The organism is Ascidiaceihabitans sp. (assembly GCF_039986515.1).
Classification (GTDB): Bacteria; Pseudomonadota; Alphaproteobacteria; order Rhodobacterales; family Rhodobacteraceae; genus Ascidiaceihabitans.
In genome coordinates, this window is sequence record NZ_JBDWQO010000014.1 from 274,018 (window position 1) to 300,014 (window position 25,997).

Sequence of the window (25,997 nt, forward strand, 5' to 3'; positions counted from 1 at the left end):
CGCATGGCCCTGTGTGCCACATTCTTGACACAATGGCGGGTGTAGCGGTGCGCGGATCATGCAACGCTACATGTTGGATTTCTGCACTGCAAAAAACTGATTAATCGCGCACTGCTAAGGGTTTATCGGAATGGGGAACTGTGCTACGTTTTCTCCATAAAAATAAGGGTACGCCGAAAAAATTGGTGACCCAGAGGCAGAAAAAGGCAGTTTCATCGTGAAGGTTCGGCACATATCGCCGGCCCGTAATGGGCTATTTCTATTCGCTGCAATCTGGATGCTGGTGGTCCTACCGCTGAGCGCTATGGCGGCACCCTATGCGGCATTCGTAATGGATGCGCGTACAGGCGAAGTCTTGCACGCCCGAAACGCGGACACGCGCTTGCATCCTGCGTCTTTGACAAAGATGATGACGCTGTACATCGCATTCCAAGCCATTGAACGTGGTGAAATCTCACTTGATACCAAAGTGACCATTTCCAAAAATGCCGCAGCAGAGCCGCCCTCGAAATTGGGCCTGAAGCCCGGTCAGCGGATTGCTTTGCGGTATTTGATCCGTGCTGCTGCCGTAAAATCCGCCAATGACGCAGCCACTGCGATCGGCGAAGCCATTTCCGGATCAGAAGCGCGGTTTGCCCGCCGTATGAACCGTACCGCCAAACAACTTGGCATGACACGTACCACCTTCAAAAATGCGCACGGCCTGACCCAAAGCGGGCACTTGTCGACAGCACGTGACATGTCCACCATGGGGCGCCACGTCCTTTATGACTTCCCACAATACTACAACCTGTTTTCCCGCAAAACTGCGGACGCTGGCGTGCGCACTGTGACCCACACCAACCGTCGTTTCCTGTCCAGCTATCGGGGCGCGGACGGCATCAAAACCGGCTACACACGTGCCGCGGGCTTTAATCTGGTATCCTCAGCACAACGCGGCAACGAACGTATCATCGCCACCGTCTTTGGTGGTAAATCCACGGCTTCGCGCAACGCAAAAATTGCAGAGCTGATGGACCTGGGCTTTCGTCGGGCGCCATCAAACGCCCCGGTACGCAAACCTGCAGCCCCTGCCTACATTGCCGACAACGGGCAAAAGCCCAAGGGCGCGGGCAAAACCATCCGTGTCAGCGGCTCTGTGAAGAAAAGCCTACGGCCCAAATCCCGGCCCGGCGCGGCAGAAGCCCCCGTTCTTCTGGCGGCAGCGGTCACGACCACAGAGATCTTGCCGGATGACATTCAAAACGCTTTGCAAATCGCCCAACAGTCGGTCGCCGCGCCCAAATCCGCGCCTGCTGCAAAGATCGTCACAACGCGCCCCAATGCGCGACCCGCAAATCTGGTGCTGGCACGTGCCGTTCCCGAACCCGAAGTCGTCACGCGCCTGTCCACATCGGGGGGACGTCACTGGGGTATCAATGTCGGTCGCTACACAAGCCGCTACAAAGCCGAAAAAATCCTGCTGAAAACCGCCCTGGCAGAGATGTCGACCTTGGACGGTACGTTGCGCAAGGTCGTGCGTCGCCCTCAGGGCTTTGACGCAAACTTTCTGGGCATGTCACGCGAACAGGCCGATCTGGCCTGCCGACGTCTCAAATCGCGCAACACCACCTGCTTTATGGTTGGACCGTCCTAACGGTTCTACCACTTAAGCGTCAGGGCTTTGGGTGATCATCCCACTGATCATCCAGAATGCGTTGGCTGTCACCTTCCGGATCATCGTATTGCCGGCTGCGCAGGGTATAAACAAACCCTGCCAATCCAAGCCCCCCCAAGATCAGCGAAATCGGGATAAGATACGTCAGGATCGTCATGACCGCACCCGAAGTGCGTTCAAGGACACCGTGATCGACGAGCTGGACATCGCCAGCGCCGCAATCAATGGCGTGGCAAATCCTGCAGCGGCCAATGGCACCGCCAAAATGTTGTAGATCGTTGCGATCTGGAAATTTTCTTTGATACGTTTAGTTGCGCTTTTTGCCGTTGTGATGGCCTCGGCCAAAGGTGCAAGGTTTTGCCCCAACAACACCAAATCCGACGCGGACCGTGCCGCATCCAAAGCGCTTGCAGGCGAAATGGACACATCAGCCGCAGTCAAAGCCACGGTGTCGTTCAAACCGTCCCCCACCATCAGAACACGGGCACCCTGCCCTTGCAGATCACGGATCATGTCGAACTTTTGCTCGGGACGCATGCGCGCGTGGGCCTGGGTGATACCAAGACGCGCAGACACATCATCAACCGGACCTTGCGCATCCCCGGACAGCAAAATCACATCCAGACCAGATTGCTGCAAAGCTGCAATAAGATCCTTGGCACCGGCCCGCAAATCATCTTCGAAAGCCAATTGATAATTCAGCCCACCCGCTTGCAACATCGCGGTCGTGTGCGCCGTGTCCGATGAAACGTCACCGCGCCCCAGCCGAACGCTTTCCCCATTCCAGCGGCCAGAAATGCCTTCGCCCGACCGCTCAACAATATCTGTAACATCCGCCCGTGCGCCGCTTTGCGCCGAAATGGCTTTCGACAATGGGTGGGCTGAGACATCCGCCAACCGCAACGCAACAGCTTGGATGCCTTGCGGCACCGCGTCCCACCCCACAAGGCGTGGTTGGCCTGTGGTCAATGTGCCGGTCTTGTCGAAAACAACTGTGTCTACCGTCGCCAAGCGTTCCATGGCCGTTGGGCTTTTCACCAAAAGCCCTTTACGAAACAAGCGCCCAGCCGCTGCGGTTGTGACCGCGGGGACAGCCAACCCCAACGCGCATGGGCAGGTGATGATCAGAACCGCCGCTGCAATATTCAGCGCAAGCCGCAAATCCCCTGTCCCCAACCACCAACCTGCAAATGCCAATGCCGACAGGATATGAACACCCGGTGCATAAAGCCCGGCCGCCTTGTCCGCCAACGCCGTATACCGTGAACGCCCGCTTTCCGCGATGGCCACAAGCTCTGCCATCTGGTGCAGCGATGTGTCCTGACCAACGGCAGTCGCCCGAACCGTCAGGGGACCCGTCATATTGATCTCGGCGGCTTGCACCGTGGCCCCAACGGCCACGACAACCGGGTTCGTTTCTCCTGTGACCAAGTGCCGGTCCAGCTCAGATTGCCCTTCGACCACAACACCGTCCACAGGCAGTCTGCCCCCCGGACGCACCAGAACAAGATCGCCCACCTTGATCTGCACCAAATCCGTTTCTACCGGTGTGCCATCCACCATCAACACAGCACGCGGCACTTCCAAGGCTGTCAACTCTTGCGCCGCTGACCGTGCTGCCGCACGGGTGCGAAATTCAAGATAACGACCGGCCAACAGGAAAAAACACAACGTCAATGCCGCATCGAAATAGGCATGTTCCCCCGACAAAGCCGTTTCATACAAAGATGTCCCGACCGCCAACAGGATCGCTAAGGAAATAGGCACATCCATGTTCAGGCGCCGCGCCCGCAACGCCCTGAAAGCGCTTGCGTAAAATGGCTGTCCCGCGAACAGCACCGCAGGCAAGGTAATGGCCGCAGAAATCCAGTGAAACAGATCCCGTGTCGCATCCGACGCACCTGACCACACAGCAACCGACAACAACATGACGTTCATGGCCGCAAATCCTGCCACGGCCAAACACATCAACAGCTCGCGCCCTGCCTTGTCCATTGCAGTCGATGCAACTGCGCCTGGATCCAGTTCATGCGCCTCGATCCCTGCGGCGTCCAAGGCATCCACCAAGGCAGAGGCCCCTACATCCGTCTTGGGCGTGATCGTGGCGCGCTTCAAAGTCAGGTTCACACGTGCGATTTCCACATCGGGATGCGCATTCAAAGCGCTTTCCGCTGACCGGATACAGCGCATGCAATGGATCGCAGGCAAGGACAACAAGATGTCCCCGGCTTTGGAGCGAACGACAGGCATCTGCGCAGGCACCGCCACGCATCCCGGACACGCCATCGGCCTGACTGCCTCAGCCATCGGTTTACCCTTTCACATGCAAGATGACGCGCTGTTCAAAGGCCGTACCATCAGCTGCCTGCGCCACCATTCGAATGTTCCAATTGCCCGGCGCAAGATCGGCTTGCGCTGTGTATCCTTTCCCATCAAATCGAAAATCCGGCACCATGTCACTTTGAACATGGGTGGCACGCCCAAGGGTCGCGGACAGGCGTTGCGCTTTGACAGGCTGCCCGTCTGCGTCGGAAATGATCAATCGCACTTCACCGTTCTGTGCGCGTGCTGTGACCTGCCAGCCCAGTGACACCTGGGCATCGCGGCGCACGTCAAAGCTTTGGGAGGCAACGTAAGAATTTTTAACCTCAACCCCCGGAAAACTGCTGACTGCATTATAGGCCAACGTCAGATTGACCGTGATGATGATGCCGAAGCCAACGGCGAACATGGTAAACACGTGCCATCCTGTCAGTTTGCGTGCGCTCATGATCCATTTCCTTTGCCGGTGAATGAGGTGTCTTTGTACGCCCGTTCGCCCCCACCCAAGGCTTCGACCCACATCCGCACATTCGTGCTGCGGGCCGCGACGGGATCAGACCCTTTGGGCGCGATGATATACACCCTTTTCAGTACGGTTGAATCGGCGGGAACATCCACAGATTCGTAGGGTGTGCCTTCAATCTGGACGCGGAACTTGGGGTGTCCCTTTACGCTGATCCGGAACGTCTGAGGCTGCAAATCCTTGTTGCGCAAACGCACATCGTAGGTGTTGCGGATTGAACCATCCGACAAGGTGATAAAGGTCGGGCTGCGTACAGGGGCAACGGTCAGTTCAACATCGGACCGAATGAACAATGCAGACACAAGGGCGAAACCCACGGCGGCCCACATGCCGGAATACATCAACACCCGAGGGCGCAAGACGTGTTTGATAACAGAGCGCGGTGTCGCGCCGTTGCGTTCTGCCTCTTCGTCCGTCAACGCCATGTAATCAATCAATCCGCGTGGTTTGCCGATCTTGTCCATGATGTCGTCGCAGGCATCGATACACAGCGCACATGTGATACATTCAAGCTGTTGGCCATCGCGGATGTCGATGCCAGCAGGGCAAACGTTCACGCAAGCCATACAATCAATGCAGTCCCCTTGCGGTTCGGTCTTTGCAGGCTCTGAGTGCTTGCGCGGCTCTCCCCGCCATTTGCGATAGCCCACAACCAACGTGTCCGGATCCATCATAGCAGCTTGGATGCGCGGCCACGGGCATGCGTAGTTGCAAATTTGTTCGCGCGCAAAGCCGCCAAAAACGAAGGTCGTCGCCGTCAAAATAGCAATTGTGGAATAGGCGGCGGGATGCGCAGAAAATGTCACAAGATCACGGGCCAGCGTCGGCGCGTCGGCAAAATAGAAAACCCACGCCCCCCCGGTGGCCAATCCAATCAACAGCCACAAAAACCATTTTGTCAGGTTCAGTCGCGCTTTGCGCAAATCCCATTTCTTTTGGCGGTGCAGGCGCAGCCGTGCGTTGCGGTCGCCCTCAACCCATCTTTCGACCAGGATAAAAAGGTCGGTCCAGACGGTTTGCGGGCAAGCATATCCACACCAAACGCGCCCTAAGGCAGAGGTGAACAAGAACAACCCCAACCCCGCCATGATCAGCAATCCCGCGACAAAATAGAACTCATGTGGCCAAATCTGGATCCAGAAAAAGTAGAAACGACGCCCCGCCAGATCCAGCAAAACGGCCTGATCGGGCAAATCCGCGCCGCGGTCCCAGCGAATCCACGGCAGCAGGTAGTAGATGCCCAAAGTGACGCCCATAATGTACCATTTGAGCGTGCGGAATTTGCCCGATACCCGCTTTGGAAAAATCGGTTCGCGCGCCACATAAAGGCTCGGGGCCGGGTCCGTGCTGCTCAAGGCTTTGCTCCTAATGCGCATGTTTGTGTTGTGTATGACATCGCAAGCGCACTCCGACTTTGACATGGGTCAAACCGTAGCGATCCGTTCACAGCAATGCCGTCACAAGGGTTGATACCGCGTGCCAGTCACCTTTTGCTTAAGGCGTCGGTTTCTTTGCGCAACGTGCGCCGCAACCAATGGACAAAAGCCTTCAAAGGCGGGCGCGGCACACCGGAATGGGTCACGATATGATACCCTGCCCCGTCGCGGTCCTCTTCAAACAGCTTCACAAGACGCCCCGCTTGCAGATCACGTTCAACAAAACATTCGACGGTCACGATCACGCCTTGACCGTCACGCGCACCATCCAGCATCAAGTTGCCCGGTACTTGGATGAAACTGCCGGTGATCCCGCTGGCAACCCCGTGCTTTTTCAACCAGGTTGTCCCTTCAGAGCGCCCGAATTCTTCCAACCACGGGGCTTCTTTCAAATCAGAGGGTTGCCTGATGGTGTGCCCTTTTATCAAATCAGGCGAAGCCACAATGACCATCGGGCATTCCATCCATATCTCGTTATACAGTCCCGGCCACGGCCCTGTGCCATAGCGGATCGCCACATCCACGCCATCCGGTGACACCGGGACCAAGTCAGCGCTTGGGTCCACAAGAATATTGATTTCGGGATGCTGTGCGCGGAAATCAGGCAAGCGCGGCATCAACCATGACGCCGCAAACGATGGTGTAACCGACAAGTGCAAAGGCCGCGCGTCGTTGGCCCCCGTGATGTGCGCGGTCGCATCGGCCATTTTGGCAAAGCCTTCCAATGCGGCATCAGCCAGATGCCGGCCTTCATCGGTCAAAGACAATGCGCGGCCAGATCTGTCCAAAAGCGCCACCCCAAGGTGCTTTTCCAGCGCCTTTAATTGTTGGCTAACCGCTGCATGGCTCACGCCCAGCGCGGCACCGGCTTCCGCCACCCCGCCGGTTTGGACAAAAGCGGCAAAAGCCCGGATTCCAGCCAAAGGGGGAAGGTCACGCCATTTCATATGTTAGATAAACTTACATTTTTGAATTTCGATTGAATCGCATTCTGTGCCGCATTGCCCAATATAGCAAGAACATATAAACCTCACAGGAGAAAACAGATGCTAAATATCCTAGCGAAATCTTTCACAACAGCCACGCGTTCAAACATTGTGCGGGTCCGCGATGTCAAACCCGAAACAGCCCATAAGCGCTGGCTCCCAAGCGGCCACTGGTTCTTATCACCCACCCGCGACATCGACGTCACCAAGCTGTAAGGATTGCCACATGACACGGACGGCCTTGCTGCTTGTAGACATCCAGAACGACTATTTCGAAGGCGGGCTTTGGCCGCTGCATCAGATGGACCGTGTGACCCACACTGCTGCTGCCATCTTGGCCAAAGCCCGTAAAACCGGCCGCCAGGTGATCCATGTTCTCCATGAGGGCGCATCAGATGCGCCCTTTTTTCGCCCCGGCACACAAGGCGCAAAAATCCATGACAGCGTGGCACCTGTTTCAGGTGAGACTGTCGTGCTAAAACACCGCCCCAACAGCTTTCATGAGACCGAATTGCTGGACATACTGCGCAAGACCGGCGTCACCCGCGTTCAAATTATCGGCGCGATGGCGCAGATGTGCATAGACGCCACGGCGCGGGCCGCCCGAGATTTCGGATTTGAAGTCGAAGTTGTGGCAGACGCAGTGGCCGCCAGATCAGTGGCATGGAATGGGCACAGCGTGTCAGCATCGGATGTGCATGCAGCCTTTATGGCCAGCTTGTCAGGCACCTATGCGACTGTGGTGCCACACGCAAAAGAGGCCAGCTGAAAAGCTGGCCCCCGTTTGCTTGATTATTCGCCGCCACCAAGTTGGTGCACATAGGCAGACACGGCACGAATTTCGGCCTCCGACAGGCGGTTGGACCATGGCGGCATGACGCCGTAGCGGCTGTAGGTTACGGTCTCGCGCAACGTATCGACGTCGCCGCCGTACAACCAGATTGCGTCCGCCAGGTTTGGTGCCCCTTGATCGCGATCACCCAACCCCTGTTCACCATGACACGCAGAACAATTGTCCTCATACACAACTGCCCCTGCATCCACCAAACTTGCGTCTTGCGGTGTTTCTGACAGCGACATGACAAAATTGACAACCTGCTCAATTTCTTCAGGTTCCAGGATTTCGCCAAAGGCAGGCATTTCGGAATACCGCGCATCGTCATCGTCTTCGTTGCGAATACCGTGGGCCACAGTCAGGTGGATGTTTTCGATGTCACCCCCCCACAGCCAGTCGTCATCCGACAACACAGGGTATCCCACAGCCCCAAGGCCACCTTCGCGCCCGTGGCATTGCACGCAGAATGTGTTGAACACAGCCTTGCCCGAAGACGTAGCATAGCTTTCCAGTTCTGGGTCAGTGATGATTTCGCCCAAGTCAACAGACGCCAACCGCGTGTTGATCGCTGCATTTGCGGCATCGACCTCTGCGATTTGTTCCACCACTTCACCGCGCGTGGAGTACCCAAGCATCCCGCTTGTTGCCGCCGACACCAAGGGCCATGCAGGGTAGGCGATTGTATAGCCAATCCCCCAAACAATGCAGAGATAGAAGGTGTACAACCACCACCGCGGCATCGGGTTGTTCAGTTCTTCGATCCCGTCCCAGCTGTGTCCGGTGGTCCCGATTTTCTTGTCGTTCTCGTTCAATCTGGTCATTTTTTTGCCTCCCTATCAGGGGCGGGTTTGTCATCGTTGCGGAACGGGATGTTTGCGGTGTCCTCAAAAGCTTTACTGCCACCGGGCCGGAAGGCCCAAATGCCAATGCCCACAAAAATGCAGAACAAAAGCAACAACATCCAGCTGTCTGCGAACTCACGCAAAAGGGAATAGGTTTCCATATCAGCCCCCTTTCTTAACGGCTTGCATCGGGCGTGAAGGTCGAGAAATCGACCAATGTGCCCAGCATCTGCAGATAAGCAACCAACGCATCGGCTTCAGAAATACCCGGCGCCCCGTCAAAGTTGCGCACCTGCGCCCCCGGATAGCGTTCCAGCATTTCCTCGTAAGCGCCGTCGGGGTCGATTTGCACCTTGAAATCCGCTTGGGCCATTTCGATCATTTCGGGTGTGTAGGGCACCCCCACCAGCCTGTGCGTTTTCAACAGGTCTTCCACGTATTCCCCGTCGATCATGGTCCGCTCCAGGAACCCGTATTTCGGCATGATGGATTCAGGCACCACCGCTTGCGGGTCGCGCAGGTGGTCGATGTGCCAATCATCCGAATAGCGCCCGCCAACCCGCGCAAGGTCTGGCCCTGTCCGTTTGGACCCCCATTGGTGCGGGTGGTCGTACATGGATTCTGCCGCGAGGCTATAGTGTCCGTAGCGTTCGACTTCATCCCGCATCGGCCGGATCATCTGGCTGTGGCACACATAGCACCCTTCGCGCACGTAGATATCGCGCCCTGTCAGTTCCAGCGGTGAATAGGGTCGCATCCCTTCGACTTTCTCGATGGTGTTTTCCAGGTAGAACAGCGGCACGATTTGCACCAGCCCCCCGATGGTCACCACCAAAAAGCTGAAGATCAGCAACAGGCTTGCGTTCTTTTCGAGGATCTTATGGCGATCAAGAATACCCATCGTCGTCCCCTCCTTATTCTGCTGGGACGGCTGTCATCAGCCCGGCTTTCGCCGGAGCTGCACGCACAGTCATCAAAAGGTTGTAACACATGATGAGAGCACCGGTGAGGAACAGAACCCCGCCCATACCGCGCACCACATACATCGGGAATTTGGCGGCAACGGTGTCTGCAAAGCTGTTCACAAGGAACCCGTTTGCATCAACTTCACGCCACATCAGACCTTCCATAATGCCGGTCACCCACATGGAGGCCGCATAAAGAACGATACCGATTGTCGCCAGCCAGAAGTGCCAGTTCACAAGGCTCAGACTATACAAACGCTCACGTTTCCATAGCACTGGCACAAGGTAATACAGCGCGCCAAAGGTGATCATACCGTTCCAGCCAAGTGCGCCGGAATGCACGTGCCCAATCGTCCAGTCGGTGTAATGCGACAGCGAATTGACCGCACGGATCGACATCATGGGCCCCTCGAATGTGGACATGCCGTAGAAGGCGAGGCTTGTGACCATCATGCGGATCACCGGATCGGTGCGCAGCTTGTCCCATGCGCCTTGCAGCGTCATCAAACCGTTGATCATGCCGCCCCAGCTTGGCATCCAGAGGATGATGGAAAACACCATGCCAAGGGTCGCCGCCCAATCGGGCAACGCGGTGTAATGCAAGTGGTGCGGACCCGCCCAGATATAAAGGAAGATCAACGCCCAGAAGTGGATGATCGACAATTTATAAGAGAAAACAGGACGTTCGGCCTGCTTGGGAATGAAATAGTACATCATGCCCAGGAACCCCGCCGTCAGGAAGAAGCCAACCGCGTTGTGACCATACCACCACTGCACCATGGCGTCCTGCACACCCGAGAAGACCTGCACCGATTTGCTGCCCCAGATCGACACAGGGATCGAGATATTGTTGACCACATGCAACATGGCGACGGTCACGATGAAGGCAAGGAAGAACCAGTTGGCCACGTAGATGTGCGGCTCTTTCCGTTTGACGATTGTGCCAAGGAAAACGGCCAGATAGGTCAGCCAGACAACTGTCAGCCACAGATCAACATACCATTCGGGCTCTGCGTATTCTTTGGATTGAGTGCCGCCCAGCAAGTAGCCTGTCGCGGCCAGAACGATAAACAGCTGATAGCCCCAGAATACGAACCATGCGGTATTGCCACCCCATAGGCGTGCGGCACATGTGCGTTGGACAATAAACAATGACGTGCAGATCAGGGCGTTGCCCCCAAATGCAAAAATGACGGCAGAGGTGTGCAAGGGACGCAAGCGACCGAAATTGGCAAGACCTTCGGCCCATTCGAAGTTCAGCGCCGGAAAGGCCAATTGGAAGGCGATGACAACGCCGACCAAAAAGCCGACAACACCCCAGAAGGCGGTGGCAATCACACCCGCCCTTACAACGTCATCCATATATTCGTTCTGGGAGGCCACAAACACCGGTTCATCGGTTTGTCGCAGGGTGATCAAAAACAATCCCCCGGCAACAACCATGAACAAAACCATGTGGACCTGATACGCTAAATCGCGGGCATAACTTGCAGCGATCATGGAAAAAAGCGTCAACAGCCCCAGCACGAAAAGCTTCACATAATTTGCCATTCTACCGTCCTTCTTTAATAGGCACGATGAGGCCAGCGCACAGGGCTGCGCACCGCATCGGTACATTGCTTGTGAAGGACTGGCCTGAACAAGGCTTTGATCTGCATCAAATCAAACCGGAAAATAGCTTGATGCGCGTCAATGCGACACGCGCAGAATAGTGGCAGTCTTCCCATATGTTGTTCAGCCAAATGGGAGATGACACATGACCTTTAAATCAATCATGACCGTTCTGACGGAAGGCACCGATGGTATGACTGCTTTGCCCCCTGCGATGGCGCTTGCACAGCAGTATGATGCACATCTGGATGCGTTGGCCCTTGGATTGGATCGCACACAGACCGGTTACACTTATGGCGACATCAGTGCGCTGGTGCAGGAAACCGCGCGTGCGGCGGCCATTCAGGAAGCCGAAGCACTGGAAAGTCAGGCAACGCAAGTGCTGCGTGGTGCTTCGGTGCGCGCGGCGATCATGAAGGCGATTGCCACAACCAGCGACATCACCCGCGTTGTGGCCAGTCACGCCCGCTTTAACGATCTTGTCGTGCTGAACCAGCCCTATGGTCCAGATGCAGAACCCGATGCAGCGGCGGTGGTTGAAGCCTGTCTTTTCGATGCAGGCGTCCCCACTTTGATCTGCCCAAAACACATCACTCAGGCAGCAGCCCCGCGCCGCATTGTTCTGGCGTGGAACGAAAGCGCCGAAGCACTGGCAGCCACCCGCGCCGCCTTGCCAATTTTGAAGGCGGCCGAAACCGTGTTCATAACCGTCATTGATCCGCCAACGCATGGCCCGACCCGCAGTGATCCCGGCGGCCCTCTCAGCCAGATGCTGGCCCGCCATGGTGTTCGGTGCGAAGTTGATGTTCTGGGCAAAACCCTGCCGCGCATCAGCGATGTGTTGAACCGTCACGTCCAGGACAAGGACGCCGATATGCTGATTATGGGGGCGTATGGCCATTCGCGTTTCCGCGAGGCGATCTTTGGTGGGGCGACCCGCAACATGCTGGAAGGGGCAACCGTCCCTGTGTTTATGGCAAGATAACGATTGCGAAGTTCATTGCGGCGGCGCGGCCCGATCAAAGCCAACGGTCGCCTTGCCGCCGGTTTCGGGCTGTAGCGTCTCACAGATCGCACCTGCGCCATCTTGGGTGCAGGTGATTTGGCGTTTGTGGATATAACCGGTGTCTCCGCAAGCCAGATTGCCCGGTTCAATAAATTGCAAACTGCCGCCAGAGAACTCTGCACGCACTGTGCCTTCGCAGGTCACACCGTCATTGGACTGCATCGTCTGAGTGCCGTTGCCATGCGCGTCAAAACACATCTGCCACTGCGCATACGAACGGATTTCTCCCGTATCGACGTCGCGCGTTCTGTATGTCGTATCCAAAGCCCAGCACCCATAAAGCATTTCAAGATCTTGCGCGTTCCAAGCTTCATCTGTCATGGGGGCTGTCGGATCAGGGGGCGCTTTTACACATTGGCGGGCTGCCAGTTCGCGTTCCAGCTCAAAAATGCGCCGTTGCAGATCCAGCCCCTGCCCCATGGACGCATCAAGCGCTTGTGCAGTCGCGATTTCCGAAGGGGCGGCGCATGCCGATAAATACGTGTTCAAGAAGGGCAAAGGCAGCGCACAAGCCCGCAACAAAAGCACAGCCGCCACGCCAACGAGAGCCGTCAAAACAAAAGATCCAAACACAATTGGAAAGGCGAGGCGTGAAGACATCAAAAACAAAAGCCACAAATTCCGGTCGATTTCAGAGTTGCCGATAATTCCGGCACGGTCAATGCGCACCCTGACCGAAACCCGGTGACAGGTTTCCCCATTTTTCGTAACCTAAGGCACGTAAAGGTGTGCCATAAAGTGCGCCTGAGTTTCCGGGTAAAAAGGATATGTCTGTGTCAGTTTGGAAGTCTTTGATGCCAAGGTCGCTTTTGGCCGCAACCCTTATGGTGGTTATTGCGGTGTCGTCCCCCCAAATCGCTGTGGCCCAACACGACGCCCGCAAGGTGCTTTGGTTCAACGGCATGCCCGATATCCCGCCCACCTTCACCACGCGCCATCGCAAGAAAATGTCTAATTATGTAGATGGATACCGCGACGGCACAGCCTTTGACGTCACATACACACATCGCACCAGCGGCGGAGGGCTGGCCGCAGCCTTGTCCGCGGCCCAATACGATATTGTTGTGTTGGATATGACCAACCGCGATGCGCTGATCAACGCAAAAGACCAAGAGGCCTTGCGCCAGTTTTACGGCACCGGGCGCTCTGCTTTGATGCTGGATGGGTCTTTTGCCATCCGCAGCATCGACATCAACCCGACCACAAAATTTCCCGGCGTTAATAAATCCGGGGGCGGTTTGCTTATGAACCAGATGTACGCATTGTCAGAAAACGGCGGCGGCATTTTGATCGGCACAGATCACGACATCTGGCAGCCCAACGCCAACAAAGCCCTGCAAGCGATCCTGCCGCAAGCCCAGTTCCAAGGCACCACAAACCCCTCCACAGACGGGGATTTCATCGGCAATGTGCTTTTGGCGTCGCGTGTGATTGTGATCGCCCGCGACCTGCTGAAACACTGGGAATCTGTGCCAAACCAAGGCGAAGCACCTGTGGGTACTTTTGCCGATTTCACAGGTCAGACTGTCACCCTGTTTTCGCTTGTCGAAACGGCAGACAAGCCGGGGGGCGGGCGCAAACGTCCCTATATTTCGGCAAGTTTCTCGCCGGGGCGTGAACGTATTCCCATCGACAGCGCTGACAAGGTGTTCGAAAACATGCCGACCCACTCGACAAAGCCGTAAAGGTTTTTACGTTGCTCCGTCCCGAAGCACGTCCGCCGGATCGACACGGGCAGCACTGCGCGCCGCGAAAAACGACGCGGCACCTACAAAAACCAAAGTGATGCAAACGATCAGCGCAGCTTGCGCGAAGGTCAGCACAACCAACCCGCCCTTAGCCGTCAAGGCGCTATCAAACAGCGTCTCGGCCACGATGCCCGCAATAAAGTACAATCCGAAACTGACACAAAGACCCGCCACAGCAGATACCAGCGCCTGCACAACCGGAAACAACCACAAACGGTCCGGGCCAATCCCAAGCAACGCCAACGCCGCAAGCGTTTGGCGTTTGCGGGCAACTTCGCCCCAAAACCCAAAGATCAGTGCCGCAGACAAACCCAGACTGGCCACCGCCGCTGTCAGCAAAAGCGCAATGTTCAAATTGCGACCCAGAGTGAGGATACCGCTGACTTCTGCTGTTCGGGCCTCTGTCTGGATGCCGAATTTTTCTTCAATGCTTGATTGCAATGCAGCCAGTTGCGTCAGATCCCGCGCAAACACACGCATGCCTTCAAAGGTGGTGACACGGGCGGCCACATCCTTGCCTTGGGTGATGCCGTGATCGGGCAATGCGTATTCATCATAAAAGGCTTCAACCAAATCCAGCACCGCGATGTCCGCCAAGACAGAGCGCCCGGAAAGCCGCGCGTCGGGCAGCACAGCAATGACATTGAGGGGCAGCATCAACTGGCGCGGGCGGTCGCTGGCTTGCGTAAAAATCTGGGCGGTATCGCCTGCCTTCATGTCCAGCTGGCGGGCCAAACTGGCGCTAAGCACCGCATCCATCGGCCCCAATTCCACGCCCTGCGGTAAGGTCGGATCGCCTGTGCCTGACGGCACAAGGATCGCATCACGTTTGGGTGTCGCACCAGCACGACGCACGTTTACAAAATCGAAAACGCTGCGTGTTTTGGCCGTGGCGAAACCAGTTTCGGGCCAGCCCGCCACCAGATCGACGTCCTTTTGGGTAAAGCTGCTGTTGCCTGTGGTTTCGATGCGCAAAGTGGCAGGGTCGTTCAAAAGCTGACCGATCAGCGCATCGTAAACACCGTTCTTTACCCCGAAGATCACCATCAAAGGCACCAGAACACCTGCCAGAATGGCCACGTTGCAAATCAGGTGAATGCGTTCGCGCAACAAGTCGCGCAGGGCAAGGTCGATCAGCAACTTCATGTAAGGACCTCTTGGTGCATCAACTGGCTGCGCGCCTCTGCAGCGCCGGGTGCGCTGACCAGTTCCAGGGCCACACGGCGCATCGGGAATTGGTCCAAAAGGGCCAGATCATGGGACGAGATGATGACCCCCGCCCCACCTGTCGACGCCACATCTATCAACAAGCCCATAGCCGTGCTTGCAGCCCCCGGATCAAGAGCGGCCGTTGGTTCATCCGCGATCACAAACGCAGGCCTGTGGGCCAAGGCACGCGCGATGGCAACACGTTGGCGTTGCCCAATAGACAGCGATCCGGGGCGCAACTGGCGCACATCCCCCAGCCCCAACTGGCCCACCAGATGGTCCTGCCATGCAACATCTTCGCGCCCTGAAATGCTTTGCGCCAAATGGATGTTTTCTGTCACAGACAAAAACGGCAGCAGCCCGCCACTTTGGGGGACAAAGCCGAACATATCTGCGCGAACCTGCGCAGGGGATTGCGCACCCGGCGTCCAAACGGAGGCCAGATCAAGGGTTTGCCTGTCTGAAGATATTCCAAACGCCGTCACAGAACTGGGGCGGCGCAACAAGCCCAACAGTTCAAGCAACAAGGTCTTGCCTGTGCCACTTGGTCCCGTCAGCCCCACGGCTTCGCCTGCCCCGATCGACAGGTCCGGCACCGATAAGGTGAAGCGGCGTTCGCGGTCTGCCAAGCTGACTTCAACGCCTTTCAGGATCAGACGTGCAGGCATGGATCAGGGCAGCACATCAAAGGGCATCGCAAACACATGCTCTCCGTCAGGGGCTCCGTCAAACAACGGCGTCCACACAGAGCTGTCAAACAGCCACTTGCGGTACTGCACCAGTTTTTGGCGCATCCCGTCGATCAAGCTGCGGCGCATCATGGCGCTTTCGGCCCACCGCTGTTCAGACATACCCAGAACCTGACTTTGATACGGCAAGCGGTCCAGAAACTCCAAAGCACCGCCCAGCGTATCCGCATTCGCGTTCACCAACAGATCGGGGTTTTGCGCCATATCCGCAATCAACCCGCGCACCTGTCCGAAAAAGTCGATGGACTGTTCCGAAGACTGCGCCGTTTCACCGATGCGCACCATATTATCAAGAAAGTCCGCCATGCTGGCCATTTCGTTCTTTGTCACCAGCAGTCGCGGTTCAATCGCCAAGCGGTTCGGGGCCTCAACCGCACGGTTTGACACCCAGCCCTTGATGACATCGGGCGCTTGGGTGCCTTTTTGTTCACCCAACCATGCCAGCTGCATCGCACGGCCCAATTCGACCAGCTTATCGCCTGCTTCCTCGTTGTTCAGAACAGTGTCTTCGCCACGCACAAGGCGGACGTGGTCTGTCAAAGCGGTGACAAGCCTCGTCACAACCCCTTCAAAGGCAGACTCTGATCCACCTTCGATTGGGAAATAAAATTCCTGCCCCGCAAAACGCGACAATTCGCGATACCGGCTGGCGGCATACGCGTGATTGCCAGCACCGTTGGGTGTTTTCAGGTGCAATGTCATGACCACGATGTTGCGGCCTTCAGCATCCTTTTGCAGCTCAACCGTGCCAATTTCTGAGCGTGAATTGGGGTCACGGGGATCTTTTGGTCCAGCATCGGTCACAAGGATCACATAGCGCGCATCGATCTTGTCGCCGTCGCCTTTGGCCTGTTCCCAATCAATCTGATCAATGGCATCCTCGACGCCAGCAAGGCTGTCTTCGTTGAACCCCGGCGAATTGGCCCGCGCCACGTTTGTGGCCTGCCCAATGGCTGCCAGCACCGGTGTTTGATCCCGACGTCTCTCCAATTCGATCAATGTTTCAGTGCGGTATTCCAGTTCAGGCACAGCTTCGATGTTGTCGCGAAAACCGATCACGCCAAAATTCACCAGTTTGCCGATTTCAGTCCCTTCAATCTGGCGCACGGTGTTTTGCAGCACACGTTGGGTCAGTGAAATGTAGTTTTCCATCGACTGCGTGGTATCCAGAACAAATACGATCCCCACATCAAAAGCGGCGTTGTCTGTGGTCAGGGTTTGTGCATTTTTGGGCGCTTGTTTTGGCACCGAAGCCACCTGCATCATGAGGATCTCATCGTAAGTCAGCGGATGAAGCGCCTCTGTGAAGTCCAAAATCGGCATCAGATACAGATCATCACGGATGTTGACGAATTCGGCAGGTTCCACCGAAACCACGCCACGTTCGCCCCCTGTCAGGCCCGCCGACGCTTCAGCCACCAGACGTTCTTGTACGTCGCGCAACGCCTCGTGGTTCATCAGCCATTCCAGATCCGGCTGCGTATCAAACAACAACTGACGGCTGCGCCCCGCCGCATTTGTGAAGGCGCCCACGATGTTTTGCTTCCACTGCACCGTGCCCGGTTCGCGCACCCAGCCTTCGGGCGGGGCGTTCGGGCTGGGCCCGACTTCGATCCAGTCGCCATTGCGGGCAAAAACATAAAGCGGTTGAAACGCAGGATACGTGTCTGTTGCAGGCCCGTCAGGTGCACTGTGCTGCGTGATGCCGGGACGGGTCAGAACCCGCTCATAGATGGACGTCGTGCCCTCAAGCGTCAGCGGCTTGCGGTCTTGCGCCATGACACTGGTGCCCAGCATCAAAATCATCGCAACAGTGGCGGTCAGGCGGTGTAGCAGCGCGGATAACATGGGCAGAATTCCTTGGTTACTGGCAGTGGTCTTCACGCGCACTTGCAGACAGCGTGTCGGTTTTTAGCAAAAGACGGCGGCACACAGCTTGCAAACGCGATTGCGCCTGTGTCGATCCTGCATTGATGGCGCGGGCGTAATAATCGGCAGCACGGGCTGGATCATCTGCGAAGGTCAGCCCGATGGTGCCCTCGATCTCTTTTTCGGTCACACCAATATCGTAAAGTGCGCCAAACAGGTTCAACGCATCGGCATCATTGGCCGCAGCCCCCTGTTCTACCAGGCCCAACGCGCCATCCGGTGACACGGCACTGCCACAGCTGCGCAGCTTGTCGGCCATCGCGGTGAACCCTTGGGATTGCATGCTGGCCAAAGCCCCCACATCACATCCATCCGCAACGGCCGTGCGCGATGTTTCGGGCGCAGGGGCAGGCGCCGGTTCTTCAGGCTGTGCCGCGTCTTCCATGCCAAACAGCACATAATTGGCGACGATTGCCGCAACAGCAAGAAGTGCCAGAAGGATCAACAACAAACGCCAACGTGGGCGGCGTTCTTCTTCCTCTTCTTCGTCTTCCCAATCCTCATGGTCGCCCGCGTCATCTTCAAGCGCGTCTGCGGCAATCTCTTCTTCCAGACCATCCGACGGATCAGGCATCACGTCTTCGGGGACCGGATCAGGTTCAGCCACCACCACCATTGGCTTTTTGGCCAAGGGCGCGGCACCGGTTCCGCCAATATCCCCCACCACAGCCTCATCCGGACCGGCGTTGATATCGTCGGGCCAATAAGTATCAAACCCGACGCCGCCAACTTCAATGCGAACGGGCGTATCTTCTTCCAACTGATTGACGATGTCCGGTCCAACAATCAGCCGCAGCGCCCCCCCGTCTTGGGTCGCTGCACGCGCTGGCAGTTCAGCACGGTTGGGTTGCCAGCCTTCCGGCCCCAACCACTTTTGCTGGTAGCTGTTGTAGACGGCGACACCCACTGGATCGCTGGCAGCGGTTGCCCCTTCGATCGTGATTTCCGCAAAGCCGCCACGCGGGTGCTTCGGGTCTGGTCTGATGTCTACTACCACGTCTTATCCCACATTTGGCGAAAGCTCTGACAGAACGCCACCCAAGCGGATATTCTGTTCGATGTTGACCGTGCCTGCGTCTCCGTCTTTGGCGTTTTCCACGAAAAGTGAATCCAGCGCAAACACCCAGTCGGTCCAAGCGTCCGCAGCAGAGGCCCTTGGCAGCGCAGGCAAGCTGTCTGCGCTGTCCGCGCCTTTGCGGTGCTCGAACGCAGGACGGCTTTCGCCATTGCCCAGGTCGATCATCAGACCCTTCCCGTTCATCATATCGCGTGCACCAAGCATCGTGACAAAATTATTGATCCGTTCCGAACAAACAATAGCGGCCGAGGGGGCCTGTTTGTCTACGGTCAGCCCATAAGAAATCCCTGTCAGCATGCCCATGATCCCGTCGCGGACATCCACACGGCTAAAGCCATGCACCATTTCATTCACCAGATTGCCTGCCGTTTCTTCGTTCAATTGGAAGACAGCCAGTTTTTCATCGTCTTCGCGGAACCGTGCAAGCCCTTCCATCCAAACGGCAATCGCGGTGTCGGCTTGAAAAGCTTCGGGGGTCATGGTGCGAATAGACTGTGCGGCAGGTGGCGCTTTTGTTGTGTCACCCGCATCCAAAGCTGGTGCAGGTGATGGGCGCGCGGGGGCACCGGGACGCAACGGCGCGCCCGGTCGTGCAGGGGCACCGGGGCGCACCGGAGCACCCGGACGCCTGGCCGCTGGTGCCGCAGTCGCCATGGTCGGTTTGGGCGCTTCGCTGGTCACGGCGTTTGTAATCCGAATAGAAGACGGCACGCGCGAAATGCGGTCTTGTACCGCGTCCTGATCCACTGACAGCGCGTTCAAAAACGCACCAAACCGGTGATGCGACAGGGTCATTTCCAACCCGTCGATTATTTCTGCGGCGGCCAGTCGTTTTTCTTCAATCCGCTTTTCCACATCGTCCGACACATAAAATTGCGCCAGTTCTTGATGGACTTTGCCAGCCAGCGCGTCGATTTGCGTGGTGATCTGGCGCAGCTTGCTTTCGGGTTTGCACACTTTGGTCAGTTCTTCGATCAGATAGCCAACGCCGCCGTCGTTCAGCGTCAGTGCCGCATCCCAAGCGCGTTCAGGCTGCTTGAAATGCGTTTGCACCGATGGCGTTTGCAAACAACCGGCTTTCAGTTCCGCAACCCGCGCCAGCTTTTCGGCGCGAATGGCCGTTTCGCGTTCCTGATCGTCGTATTCGATCAACCCTTCGACAAAGTAGTTGGGGTTACGCAACCAATAGCAGTTCTGGAACGCTTGGCTGTCGGTCCATTTGTGAACCCACGATTCCGTCAACTTGCCAAACCCTTTCAGCAAGGACGCATCCATCCGCCGTTCAAACCGTTCGCTTTCATTGCCGCCCGACGCGCTTTCACCCAAATGCTTGTCGAACTTGGTCATCACGAAGAACAAGATGCAGTCGTTTTGCGCCCGCTCAGCCGGGGTGCTGCCATGCGTCAGGTCAATCCATTGTTCAACAAGCCCCGGCAGACTTAGCGTTTCCATGTTGCTGTCCGGCACACACAAAAGCATTGATGTGATTTCTTGGTTCGACACGTAGCGGTCAAACAAATAGGCCACTTTGCCGCGCAACAACATGTTGGTCACGGCCTCCTCGGGGTTGCGCAATGTCACAGACAGCGGCGCTTCAAAGCGGTTGCGTGCCCCCGGAAAGTCCAGCAAGTCCGTCTCGCCAAAGAAGGGCGAAGGCTGCTCCTCCATGGGAAACACCAATTCCGCCGCCAAAGCCGTGACAATGGCGCGGTTCAGTTTGCCGTTTTTGCCCGCTGCCGTCTGGATATCCAGCATATCCTCGCCTTCCGGACCAAACAGCCCACCCAGCGTATTCACATCAATAATCGAGGTTTCGCGCGGCTGCAGGGAATCGAGCCCTGCGTAGATGACCTCGGCGTGGTTGATGGTCGCCAACGCCTTCGCAAGCTTGATATACAAATCCGTCAACGGCGCATATCCGCCCCATAGGATCGACAAAAATTGCCCGCGATCTTCGGGGGTCATGCGCGGCGCCAATTCCGCGGCCTCGTCCCAGAAACCACCCAAGTTGAAGGCGTAGGCGGATTTGCTGATCCATTTCTGGACGTAATCCGCGATTTCAAAGACCTCTTCATAGTCAAGCCCACCCACATCTGCACTTTGGGCTTTGGGGGCATGCGCCGCAAAGTGCGCGGCCAACTGATCCGGGCTGGGCGGCTCTTCCGACAGGTCACCGTCTTCATAAAAGCTGTTGATTAGCGTGCGGGCGATGTCGGCTTCGGTCAGCAAGTTGAGCTGGATGGGGAAACCGTCAGGGGTGGGTGCACGGCTCATGGTGAAGCGGGTGACAAGGCCGGTGGATTCGCCGTCGCCTGCGGGGTTCACTTGGCTGATGTAGTCCAGCTTGCCGCCGGGGCCGTTGAAATCGGCAACCAAACGGCCTTCGTTGGGACGTGCCAGCACCGATACCAAAAAGGACTTGCCGGCTTGCGACGGGCCGAACACGCTGACGCTCATCTTGGTTTGGGCCGCGCGTCCCAGACGTTCTGCGCGACGGGCAGATTTGCGCAGAACTTTGGGCAGATGGGCAGTGCGCCCTTCTACAGTCTGGGCGTTTTCGGGATCGTTGATCCAATCGAGTGCTGCACGCGAAAGCCGCGCAACATCAGCGCATCGGGTCGAAAGGGCGTCTTGTTGGCTCATGTCATTTCCCTTCCATCACACCTGGAACACGCCGGTGTCGATCCAGTATTCGTCTTCAAACCCAAGCGTGTGCAGCTTCAGGATTACGTCGCCAGATTTCATCGCCCCGCCTTCGCCGTCTTCGACCTGATCAATTTCAAAGGCCTCACGCATGGATTCGCGGCGCAGTTTATCTTCGCTGGTCTCACCATCACTGTCGTCAAAATCCGTCTTACGCAATTCGACTTTGATGGGCAAAGGCCGCGACTGGTTTCCGGTGTCGGCAAAGTCCATGCGGAACAACGGGGTGGTGGTCCAGCGTTCAAGCGGAAGCTGACGTGACCCGATATAGACAGGTGAATACAAGTTCACCTGCGCGGTGTCGCTGGCCTGTCCGCCCGCATCCAGATCAACATCCGAAAACAGGATACGTTCATCCGGAATTTGCCCATTGATGTCCATTTCACCTACAAAGCGCGCGGTGGATCGCATCTGGAACGCGCCCGTGGTCACTTTGAAGTTCGGGATACGGTTTTCGGACAATGCAATCAGCATCCCGCCCACAGCCACCGTGGATTTAGGATCGCCGATTTTCTGCGAAACAGGATCGCGGAACGGGTACCACCGCCCCGTCTTGTAGTTGTGCATGGAAATCAAGCGGTGCGGCGGCACGACCAGCATTTCCTCGACGATGGACCGGATCGCAGGCAAACGCGATGGCCGTCCCGTCAAAAGCACCACGTCAACGCCCAGATGGTCGATAACCTCGCACATATTGCCAAGTACGCGCTGGAACACCTCGCGGCTGATTGCGTCCACATCTTCGCGCGATGTGGTCAGAACCAGATCGGCCAATTTCCAATCATGTGCCCCAAGCGATTTGGCGGCCGTTTCCACGTACGACAGAATTTCAGTTCCGATTTGCGCGGCGCCTTCATTGGTTTGGGCGTCCTGAGGGGCATCGTCTTCGCCTGCTTCAACAGGTTCCGGCAGGCCAAGAATGCGGGCCACAGGCAATTCAAAGCGGTCAAATTCTTCTGACGTTTCGCAATGCGCCAGTGTGGCTTCTGCCAAAGGCATCAACACCCGCAGCGAAAACTGGCGACGGCGTTGCACCGCTTGCTGGTCTTGTCCGCCAATGTCGCCACCAAACAGCTCGCGCAGCTTTTCAGCAACATACACACCGCCCGCAGCTTCGATGCTTTCCTGAATGCGCGGGATCACAATGGCGCTGACAACCCTTTGGATAAGATCGTCCCCCGCCACTCGAAAGCCTTCGCGGAAGGTCTGTTCGGGATGCAACACGCGGTTGGCTTCGCTGCGATACGTGGTGATCATCAAATCGGTTGTGCCGCCACCCACATCGATACTGGCAAGGCGCAGCGATGGTTCTTCCGCCCCCGAAGGGCCGGGGCGCGGTTGCCCTTTCAACGTCAGGAAGGTGTCGATGCGCCCGTCAAACTTTTGGGTCAACTCGCTGTAAAGATAGACAAGTTGGGTACAGGATGCCTCATCCCAATCCACCGTCACATCAGGTTTGATGGAATAGGGACGCTGCGCCTTGTCCAGGCCAAGCTGTTGCCAAATCAGCCCCAAAGCCCCTTGGGTGCGTGATCGGATGATGGCCTGTTCCTTGATGGGGGTGGCCGTGGGCAGACTTAGGATAATGCGGTTCAGGCGGCGTGGCAGATCGGATTGTGCACGACGCGACCGTGACGCAGGATCGTTGATCTGGATCAGCGCATGCGCAATGATTTCGCCCATCATAAACCCGAAAAGCGATGACCGCGAAAAACGGGGACGGATTGCAGGGGTGCTGGGCGTGTCACCGCGTTTGCGCAGGCGTTGTTCTTCCTCGTATCGGACCTGCTTCATCACATCACCCGCTTCATTCAGGTGGCGCATGGCGGACCGCACGGCCTTGGGCAGGTTATTGGGGTCCATGTGGTTGTGAAAGCGCCAGTCTTGTTGCACCGCAACGCTGTCCCATAGGTAGCGTTTCGGCGACGACAGGCCGGAAATCGTTTCGGTGCCTTCCTCGCCCTGCACAAGACGCACGGCTTCGGGACCAATGCGCACAAAACTGGGCCACATGAACGCATTGCGGCGGCCAGAGCGGCTCGCGTAGCGATCATCGCCAAAGCGCAAATCGGCAAATTCGACACGGCTGGGAAAGAGGCCGGAATAGTAGAATTCAGGGCGGCTGAGATCGCGGATTTCCAGCGGGAAAGACCGCGCCAGATCCACGCGTGTCTCACCGGGGAATTGTTCGATCAGGATGCCACAGGTGCGGCTGTTGCCCACGTCCAGCACCAGATCCACGTTCACAGGCGTGACCGCATCGCGTTCGCTGACCGTGTTGGCGAAGCGGACCTGTGGCGGGCTGACTGCGACCTGAACCAAATTCAGATAGGTCAAATACCGCGCCCAGTGCTCAAAACGGTGCGGCAGATCTTCTTCGGCAAAACGGCGACCGGGGCGTTCGGCGCGTTTGAAGGTCAAAAACAGCTCTTTCAGCCAATCCGACACCCAACGCTGGTGGTCCAGGACGTTGCCGTCTTCGTCCGTTTCCGGGCGACGCAGGAACCACCGCATGTCATTGGGTTCCGACACCAGTTTGAAATCGCGGGCCTTTTCGGCGTCCGAGGTTTCAGGCACCACATAGTTGGTGTCCTGCTGCGCGTCGATCAAAGATGTATCAAGTGCGATCTGAATACGGTGCGTGTGGCCGGTTTCGGGATCAGGTTCAGCCAGTTCGACCGTGCGCATCCGCGCCCAACTTGAGGGGCCAGGATCATATTGCAATTCACCAGCCGGGCCGCGCTGGCTTTTGACGCGTAAAAACGGCACAGGCACCCATTTTTCCAAAAACGGCTCAAGGGCTGCGACTGTGCGTACCGAATATTCGTCGTCGTCGTCACGCCGCGCGTCCAACACATCAGCGTCCCGCGTGTCGTCACCCGACAACGGAAACAGCGTCAGGATGTTTTCATCATCCTGTTCACGCGTCACACGTTCAATGTAGCGCAAAGGACGAATATCAAGCTTGTTCAGATCAAACCCGAAATCCAGCATTTGCACACCGGAATAGGGCACCAACGTGATTTCGTTGCGCAGGTTCGCGAGTGTTCTGATTTGCGCTTTACGCTCTTTGAGCATCAGTTGCCCTTTCCAACGGTAAATGTCTTTGTCCAAGGGCCCTGCCCGCGCACAACGCGGCCATTGTAAGTCTCAATCTTGTCGCCGTTACGAACCCGCAACCGGAAATCTTCAGTGGTTGCCCCACCATAGGGGTTATACAGGGACACGCTGACCGAATATTGACCGGTTTGCGGCGCATCAAAATACATGCTTTCGATGGCATCCGCCTGTGCCGTGGTGCGACTGTGATTGCCGCCCACATCCAACACTCCACCACAGGCGTTTTGCTTGCCGTAGTTGATTGTGTCACCAGCGGGACACCTTACATCCAGATGTAGATCGGCAATGCTGTCCCAGAGCAAAGACACCGTCAGCTTGCCTTCCCGCGCCCCCCGATCCGCCAGCCGCGTCTGGTCCGCATCAGGGATCAGGCTGGCCTGTTGTTTGGGCTGGCAGGCGCGATCAGCGATGGCGATTTGCCGCTCTGCTGTGGCGATCCTGTCACGCAGGCTCAGGCTTAGCCTTTCTTCGACTGACGCCACCGGACCGGGGGGCGGGCAATAACCGGCCACACCCGGAATACGCAGGGCACACGCCTCAACCATCAGATACAAAATGGCCGCAATCATAATCAGCAAAAGCAACCAACCAAGCCACAACAACCACCACAGCCCGAACGGCCCACGATCCCTTTCATCGGCCCTTGGCGGTGGCGCAACAGGGGCTGCGGCTGCCGCCACTTGTGCAGCAGCGGCGGCTTTTATTGCGGCTGTTTTTTTGGCACGTGCCGCCCCTTCCGTGCCGCTGAGATCCCCCGCCACGACAGCCTGCGTGTCAGACACCCACGCCCAGTTCAGCAACACAGGCTGCATTTCGTCGCCGCCCGACAACACGTAGACACACTCGGCGCCCGGATAGCGCACCGCATTGCTTAACGCTTCGCCCAAGCGCTGTTCGTCGGGGTTGGTTTTCGCCAAAAGGTCTTGGCCCAACGCCGCGATGTCCGCGACAAGCCCGTCCAAATCATCTTGCACCAACTGGCGCGTTTCATCGTCCAACGCATCAAGCCGCTGTGGTTTCCCATCGGCGACTGCGTACCAGTCAAAACGATCGCCGTATTGCGTGGCAACAGGTTCCGCGAACACGGCTGCATGTCGGTCGCCCAATGCATCCCGTATCGTCCCCGAGATCAGCTCATAGGATCTTTGCGGCGCTGTGCCCAAAGGCGACAACCCTTGGGTGGACGTATTTGCAAGGAAGGCTTCGGACATTGCGGCG

The 25,997-nt window shown here is 57.1% G+C and carries 22 protein-coding genes; 5 read left to right on the plus strand and 17 right to left on the minus strand.

Annotated features, from left to right (window positions below; genetic code table 11):
• Positions 1-277 precede the first annotated feature (277 nt).
• Positions 278-1,636, plus strand: coding sequence for a D-alanyl-D-alanine carboxypeptidase family protein (locus ABJL60_RS13750; protein ID WP_348375952.1), 1,359 nt, complete (start codon positions 278-280; stop codon positions 1,634-1,636).
• A 19-nt stretch (positions 1,637-1,655) separates the two neighbouring features.
• Here the strand turns inward: ABJL60_RS13750 and ccoS are convergent, their stop codons facing one another.
• From ccoS to ABJL60_RS13775, 5 genes are all read right to left on the minus strand, one after another.
• Positions 1,656-1,814 carry a cbb3-type cytochrome oxidase assembly protein CcoS gene (ccoS, locus tag ABJL60_RS13755; protein ID WP_348290722.1) on the minus strand — a complete coding sequence of 53 codons (159 nt, stop codon included), beginning with the start codon at positions 1,812-1,814 and terminating at the stop codon, positions 1,656-1,658.
• Complete coding sequence (locus ABJL60_RS13760; protein WP_348375953.1) at positions 1,811-3,964, minus strand: heavy metal translocating P-type ATPase; 2,154 nt, start codon at positions 3,962-3,964, stop codon at positions 1,811-1,813. Before ABJL60_RS13760 ends, ccoS begins: the two co-directional genes overlap by 4 nt.
• A gap of 4 nt (positions 3,965-3,968) precedes the next feature.
• On the minus strand, positions 3,969-4,427 hold the full coding sequence (locus tag ABJL60_RS13765; protein ID WP_348375954.1) for a FixH family protein: 459 nt from the start codon (positions 4,425-4,427) through the stop codon (positions 3,969-3,971).
• The gene (gene ccoG / locus ABJL60_RS13770; protein ID WP_348375955.1) at positions 4,424-5,857 is read right to left on the minus strand and encodes a cytochrome c oxidase accessory protein CcoG; all 1,434 of its coding nucleotides are present in this window, start codon (positions 5,855-5,857) and stop codon (positions 4,424-4,426) included. The genes ABJL60_RS13765 and ccoG overlap by 4 nt, the downstream gene beginning before the upstream one ends.
• Positions 5,858-5,985: 128 nt before the next feature.
• The gene (locus ABJL60_RS13775) at positions 5,986-6,885 is read right to left on the minus strand and encodes a LysR family transcriptional regulator (RefSeq protein WP_348290730.1); all 900 of its coding nucleotides are present in this window, start codon (positions 6,883-6,885) and stop codon (positions 5,986-5,988) included.
• A gap of 99 nt (positions 6,886-6,984) precedes the next feature.
• Between ABJL60_RS13775 and ABJL60_RS13780 the strand changes: the two genes are divergently transcribed.
• Positions 6,985-7,140, plus strand: a complete 156-nt coding sequence (locus ABJL60_RS13780; protein WP_348290732.1) for a hypothetical protein — start codon at positions 6,985-6,987, stop codon at positions 7,138-7,140.
• A gap of 10 nt (positions 7,141-7,150) precedes the next feature.
• Positions 7,151-7,693, plus strand: coding sequence for a cysteine hydrolase family protein (locus ABJL60_RS13785; protein ID WP_348375956.1), 543 nt, complete (start codon positions 7,151-7,153; stop codon positions 7,691-7,693).
• 23 nt (positions 7,694-7,716) lie between these two features.
• Here ABJL60_RS13785 and ccoP read toward each other — a convergent pair whose 3' ends face one another.
• The 4 genes from ccoP to ccoN are packed head-to-tail and all read right to left on the minus strand — an operon-like array spanning position 7,717 to position 11,117.
• A complete protein-coding gene (gene ccoP, locus ABJL60_RS13790; RefSeq protein ID WP_348375957.1) occupies positions 7,717-8,580 on the minus strand; it encodes a cytochrome-c oxidase, cbb3-type subunit III in 864 nt (287 codons plus the stop codon).
• On the minus strand, positions 8,577-8,762 hold the full coding sequence (locus ABJL60_RS13795; RefSeq protein ID WP_108827207.1) for a cbb3-type cytochrome c oxidase subunit 3: 186 nt from the start codon (positions 8,760-8,762) through the stop codon (positions 8,577-8,579). Before ABJL60_RS13795 ends, ccoP begins: the two co-directional genes overlap by 4 nt.
• A 14-nt stretch (positions 8,763-8,776) precedes the next feature.
• The gene (ccoO, locus tag ABJL60_RS13800) at positions 8,777-9,502 is read right to left on the minus strand and encodes a cytochrome-c oxidase, cbb3-type subunit II (RefSeq protein WP_348375958.1); all 726 of its coding nucleotides are present in this window, start codon (positions 9,500-9,502) and stop codon (positions 8,777-8,779) included.
• 13 nt (positions 9,503-9,515) lie between these two features.
• The gene (gene ccoN, locus ABJL60_RS13805; RefSeq protein ID WP_348375959.1) at positions 9,516-11,117 is read right to left on the minus strand and encodes a cytochrome-c oxidase, cbb3-type subunit I; all 1,602 of its coding nucleotides are present in this window, start codon (positions 11,115-11,117) and stop codon (positions 9,516-9,518) included.
• Positions 11,118-11,322: 205 nt separating this feature from the next.
• On the opposite strand from ccoN, the gene ABJL60_RS13810 reads away from it, so the two are divergent.
• The gene (locus ABJL60_RS13810; RefSeq protein ID WP_348375960.1) at positions 11,323-12,162 is read left to right on the plus strand and encodes a universal stress protein; all 840 of its coding nucleotides are present in this window, start codon (positions 11,323-11,325) and stop codon (positions 12,160-12,162) included.
• 12 nt (positions 12,163-12,174) lie between these two features.
• On the opposite strand, the gene ABJL60_RS13815 is transcribed toward ABJL60_RS13810, so the two are convergent.
• A complete protein-coding gene (locus ABJL60_RS13815; RefSeq protein WP_348375961.1) occupies positions 12,175-12,912 on the minus strand; it encodes a hypothetical protein in 738 nt (245 codons plus the stop codon).
• A 104-nt stretch (positions 12,913-13,016) separates the two neighbouring features.
• Between ABJL60_RS13815 and ABJL60_RS13820 the strand changes: the two genes are divergently transcribed.
• Positions 13,017-13,928, plus strand: coding sequence for a hypothetical protein (locus tag ABJL60_RS13820; protein ID WP_348375962.1), 912 nt, complete (start codon positions 13,017-13,019; stop codon positions 13,926-13,928).
• A 6-nt stretch (positions 13,929-13,934) separates the two neighbouring features.
• Here ABJL60_RS13820 and ABJL60_RS13825 read toward each other — a convergent pair whose 3' ends face one another.
• From ABJL60_RS13825 to ABJL60_RS13855, 7 genes are read right to left on the minus strand one after another with little or no spacing between them, the layout of a single operon-like run.
• Positions 13,935-15,137, minus strand: coding sequence for an ABC transporter permease (locus ABJL60_RS13825; RefSeq protein ID WP_348375963.1), 1,203 nt, complete (start codon positions 15,135-15,137; stop codon positions 13,935-13,937).
• Entirely contained in the window at positions 15,134-15,868 is a 735-nt protein-coding gene (locus tag ABJL60_RS13830) for an ATP-binding cassette domain-containing protein (RefSeq protein ID WP_348375964.1), read from the minus strand. The genes ABJL60_RS13825 and ABJL60_RS13830 overlap by 4 nt, the downstream gene beginning before the upstream one ends.
• 3 nt (positions 15,869-15,871) lie before the next feature.
• Positions 15,872-17,797: a vWA domain-containing protein gene (locus ABJL60_RS13835; RefSeq protein ID WP_348375965.1), complete on the minus strand. Its 1,926-nt coding sequence runs from the start codon at positions 17,795-17,797 to the stop codon at positions 15,872-15,874.
• A 16-nt stretch (positions 17,798-17,813) separates the two neighbouring features.
• A complete protein-coding gene (locus ABJL60_RS13840) occupies positions 17,814-18,875 on the minus strand; it encodes a hypothetical protein (protein ID WP_348375966.1) in 1,062 nt (353 codons plus the stop codon).
• Positions 18,876-18,878: 3 nt separating this feature from the next.
• Positions 18,879-21,599 carry a virulence factor SrfC family protein gene (locus ABJL60_RS13845; protein ID WP_348375967.1) on the minus strand — a complete coding sequence of 907 codons (2,721 nt, stop codon included), beginning with the start codon at positions 21,597-21,599 and terminating at the stop codon, positions 18,879-18,881.
• 15 nt (positions 21,600-21,614) lie between these two features.
• Positions 21,615-24,737, minus strand: a complete 3,123-nt coding sequence (locus ABJL60_RS13850) for a virulence factor SrfB (protein WP_348375968.1) — start codon at positions 24,735-24,737, stop codon at positions 21,615-21,617.
• On the minus strand, positions 24,737-25,990 hold the full coding sequence (locus ABJL60_RS13855; protein ID WP_348375969.1) for a hypothetical protein: 1,254 nt from the start codon (positions 25,988-25,990) through the stop codon (positions 24,737-24,739). The genes ABJL60_RS13850 and ABJL60_RS13855 overlap by 1 nt, the downstream gene beginning before the upstream one ends.
• Between the last annotated feature and the right edge of the window lie 7 nt (positions 25,991-25,997).

Bases quoted from the DNA above. Each gene is read 5' to 3' on its own strand.
- ccoS (WP_348290722.1), bottom strand. From the start codon at position 1,814: ATGACGATCCTGACGTATCTTATCCCGATTTCGCTGATCTTGGGGGGG.
- ABJL60_RS13845 (WP_348375967.1), bottom strand. From the start codon at position 21,599: ATGAGCCAACAAGACGCCCTTTCGACCCGATGCGCTGATGTTGCGCGG.
- ABJL60_RS13850 (WP_348375968.1), bottom strand. From the start codon at position 24,737: ATGCTCAAAGAGCGTAAAGCGCAAATCAGAACACTCGCGAACCTGCGC.
- ABJL60_RS13760 (WP_348375953.1), bottom strand. From the start codon at position 3,964: ATGGCTGAGGCAGTCAGGCCGATGGCGTGTCCGGGATGCGTGGCGGTG.
- ABJL60_RS13750 (WP_348375952.1), top strand. From the start codon at position 278: ATGCTGGTGGTCCTACCGCTGAGCGCTATGGCGGCACCCTATGCGGCA.
- ABJL60_RS13830 (WP_348375964.1), bottom strand. From the start codon at position 15,868: ATGCCTGCACGTCTGATCCTGAAAGGCGTTGAAGTCAGCTTGGCAGAC.
- ABJL60_RS13810 (WP_348375960.1), top strand. From the start codon at position 11,323: ATGACCTTTAAATCAATCATGACCGTTCTGACGGAAGGCACCGATGGT.
- ABJL60_RS13765 (WP_348375954.1), bottom strand. From the start codon at position 4,427: ATGAGCGCACGCAAACTGACAGGATGGCACGTGTTTACCATGTTCGCC.
- ABJL60_RS13855 (WP_348375969.1), bottom strand. From the start codon at position 25,990: ATGTCCGAAGCCTTCCTTGCAAATACGTCCACCCAAGGGTTGTCGCCT.
- ABJL60_RS13795 (WP_108827207.1), bottom strand. From the start codon at position 8,762: ATGGAAACCTATTCCCTTTTGCGTGAGTTCGCAGACAGCTGGATGTTG.
- ccoO (WP_348375958.1), bottom strand. From the start codon at position 9,502: ATGGGTATTCTTGATCGCCATAAGATCCTCGAAAAGAACGCAAGCCTG.
- ABJL60_RS13835 (WP_348375965.1), bottom strand. From the start codon at position 17,797: ATGTTATCCGCGCTGCTACACCGCCTGACCGCCACTGTTGCGATGATT.
- ccoP (WP_348375957.1), bottom strand. From the start codon at position 8,580: ATGACCAGATTGAACGAGAACGACAAGAAAATCGGGACCACCGGACAC.
- ABJL60_RS13785 (WP_348375956.1), top strand. From the start codon at position 7,151: ATGACACGGACGGCCTTGCTGCTTGTAGACATCCAGAACGACTATTTC.
- ABJL60_RS13775 (WP_348290730.1), bottom strand. From the start codon at position 6,885: ATGAAATGGCGTGACCTTCCCCCTTTGGCTGGAATCCGGGCTTTTGCC.
- ABJL60_RS13825 (WP_348375963.1), bottom strand. From the start codon at position 15,137: ATGAAGTTGCTGATCGACCTTGCCCTGCGCGACTTGTTGCGCGAACGC.
- ccoN (WP_348375959.1), bottom strand. From the start codon at position 11,117: ATGGCAAATTATGTGAAGCTTTTCGTGCTGGGGCTGTTGACGCTTTTT.
- ABJL60_RS13780 (WP_348290732.1), top strand. From the start codon at position 6,985: ATGCTAAATATCCTAGCGAAATCTTTCACAACAGCCACGCGTTCAAAC.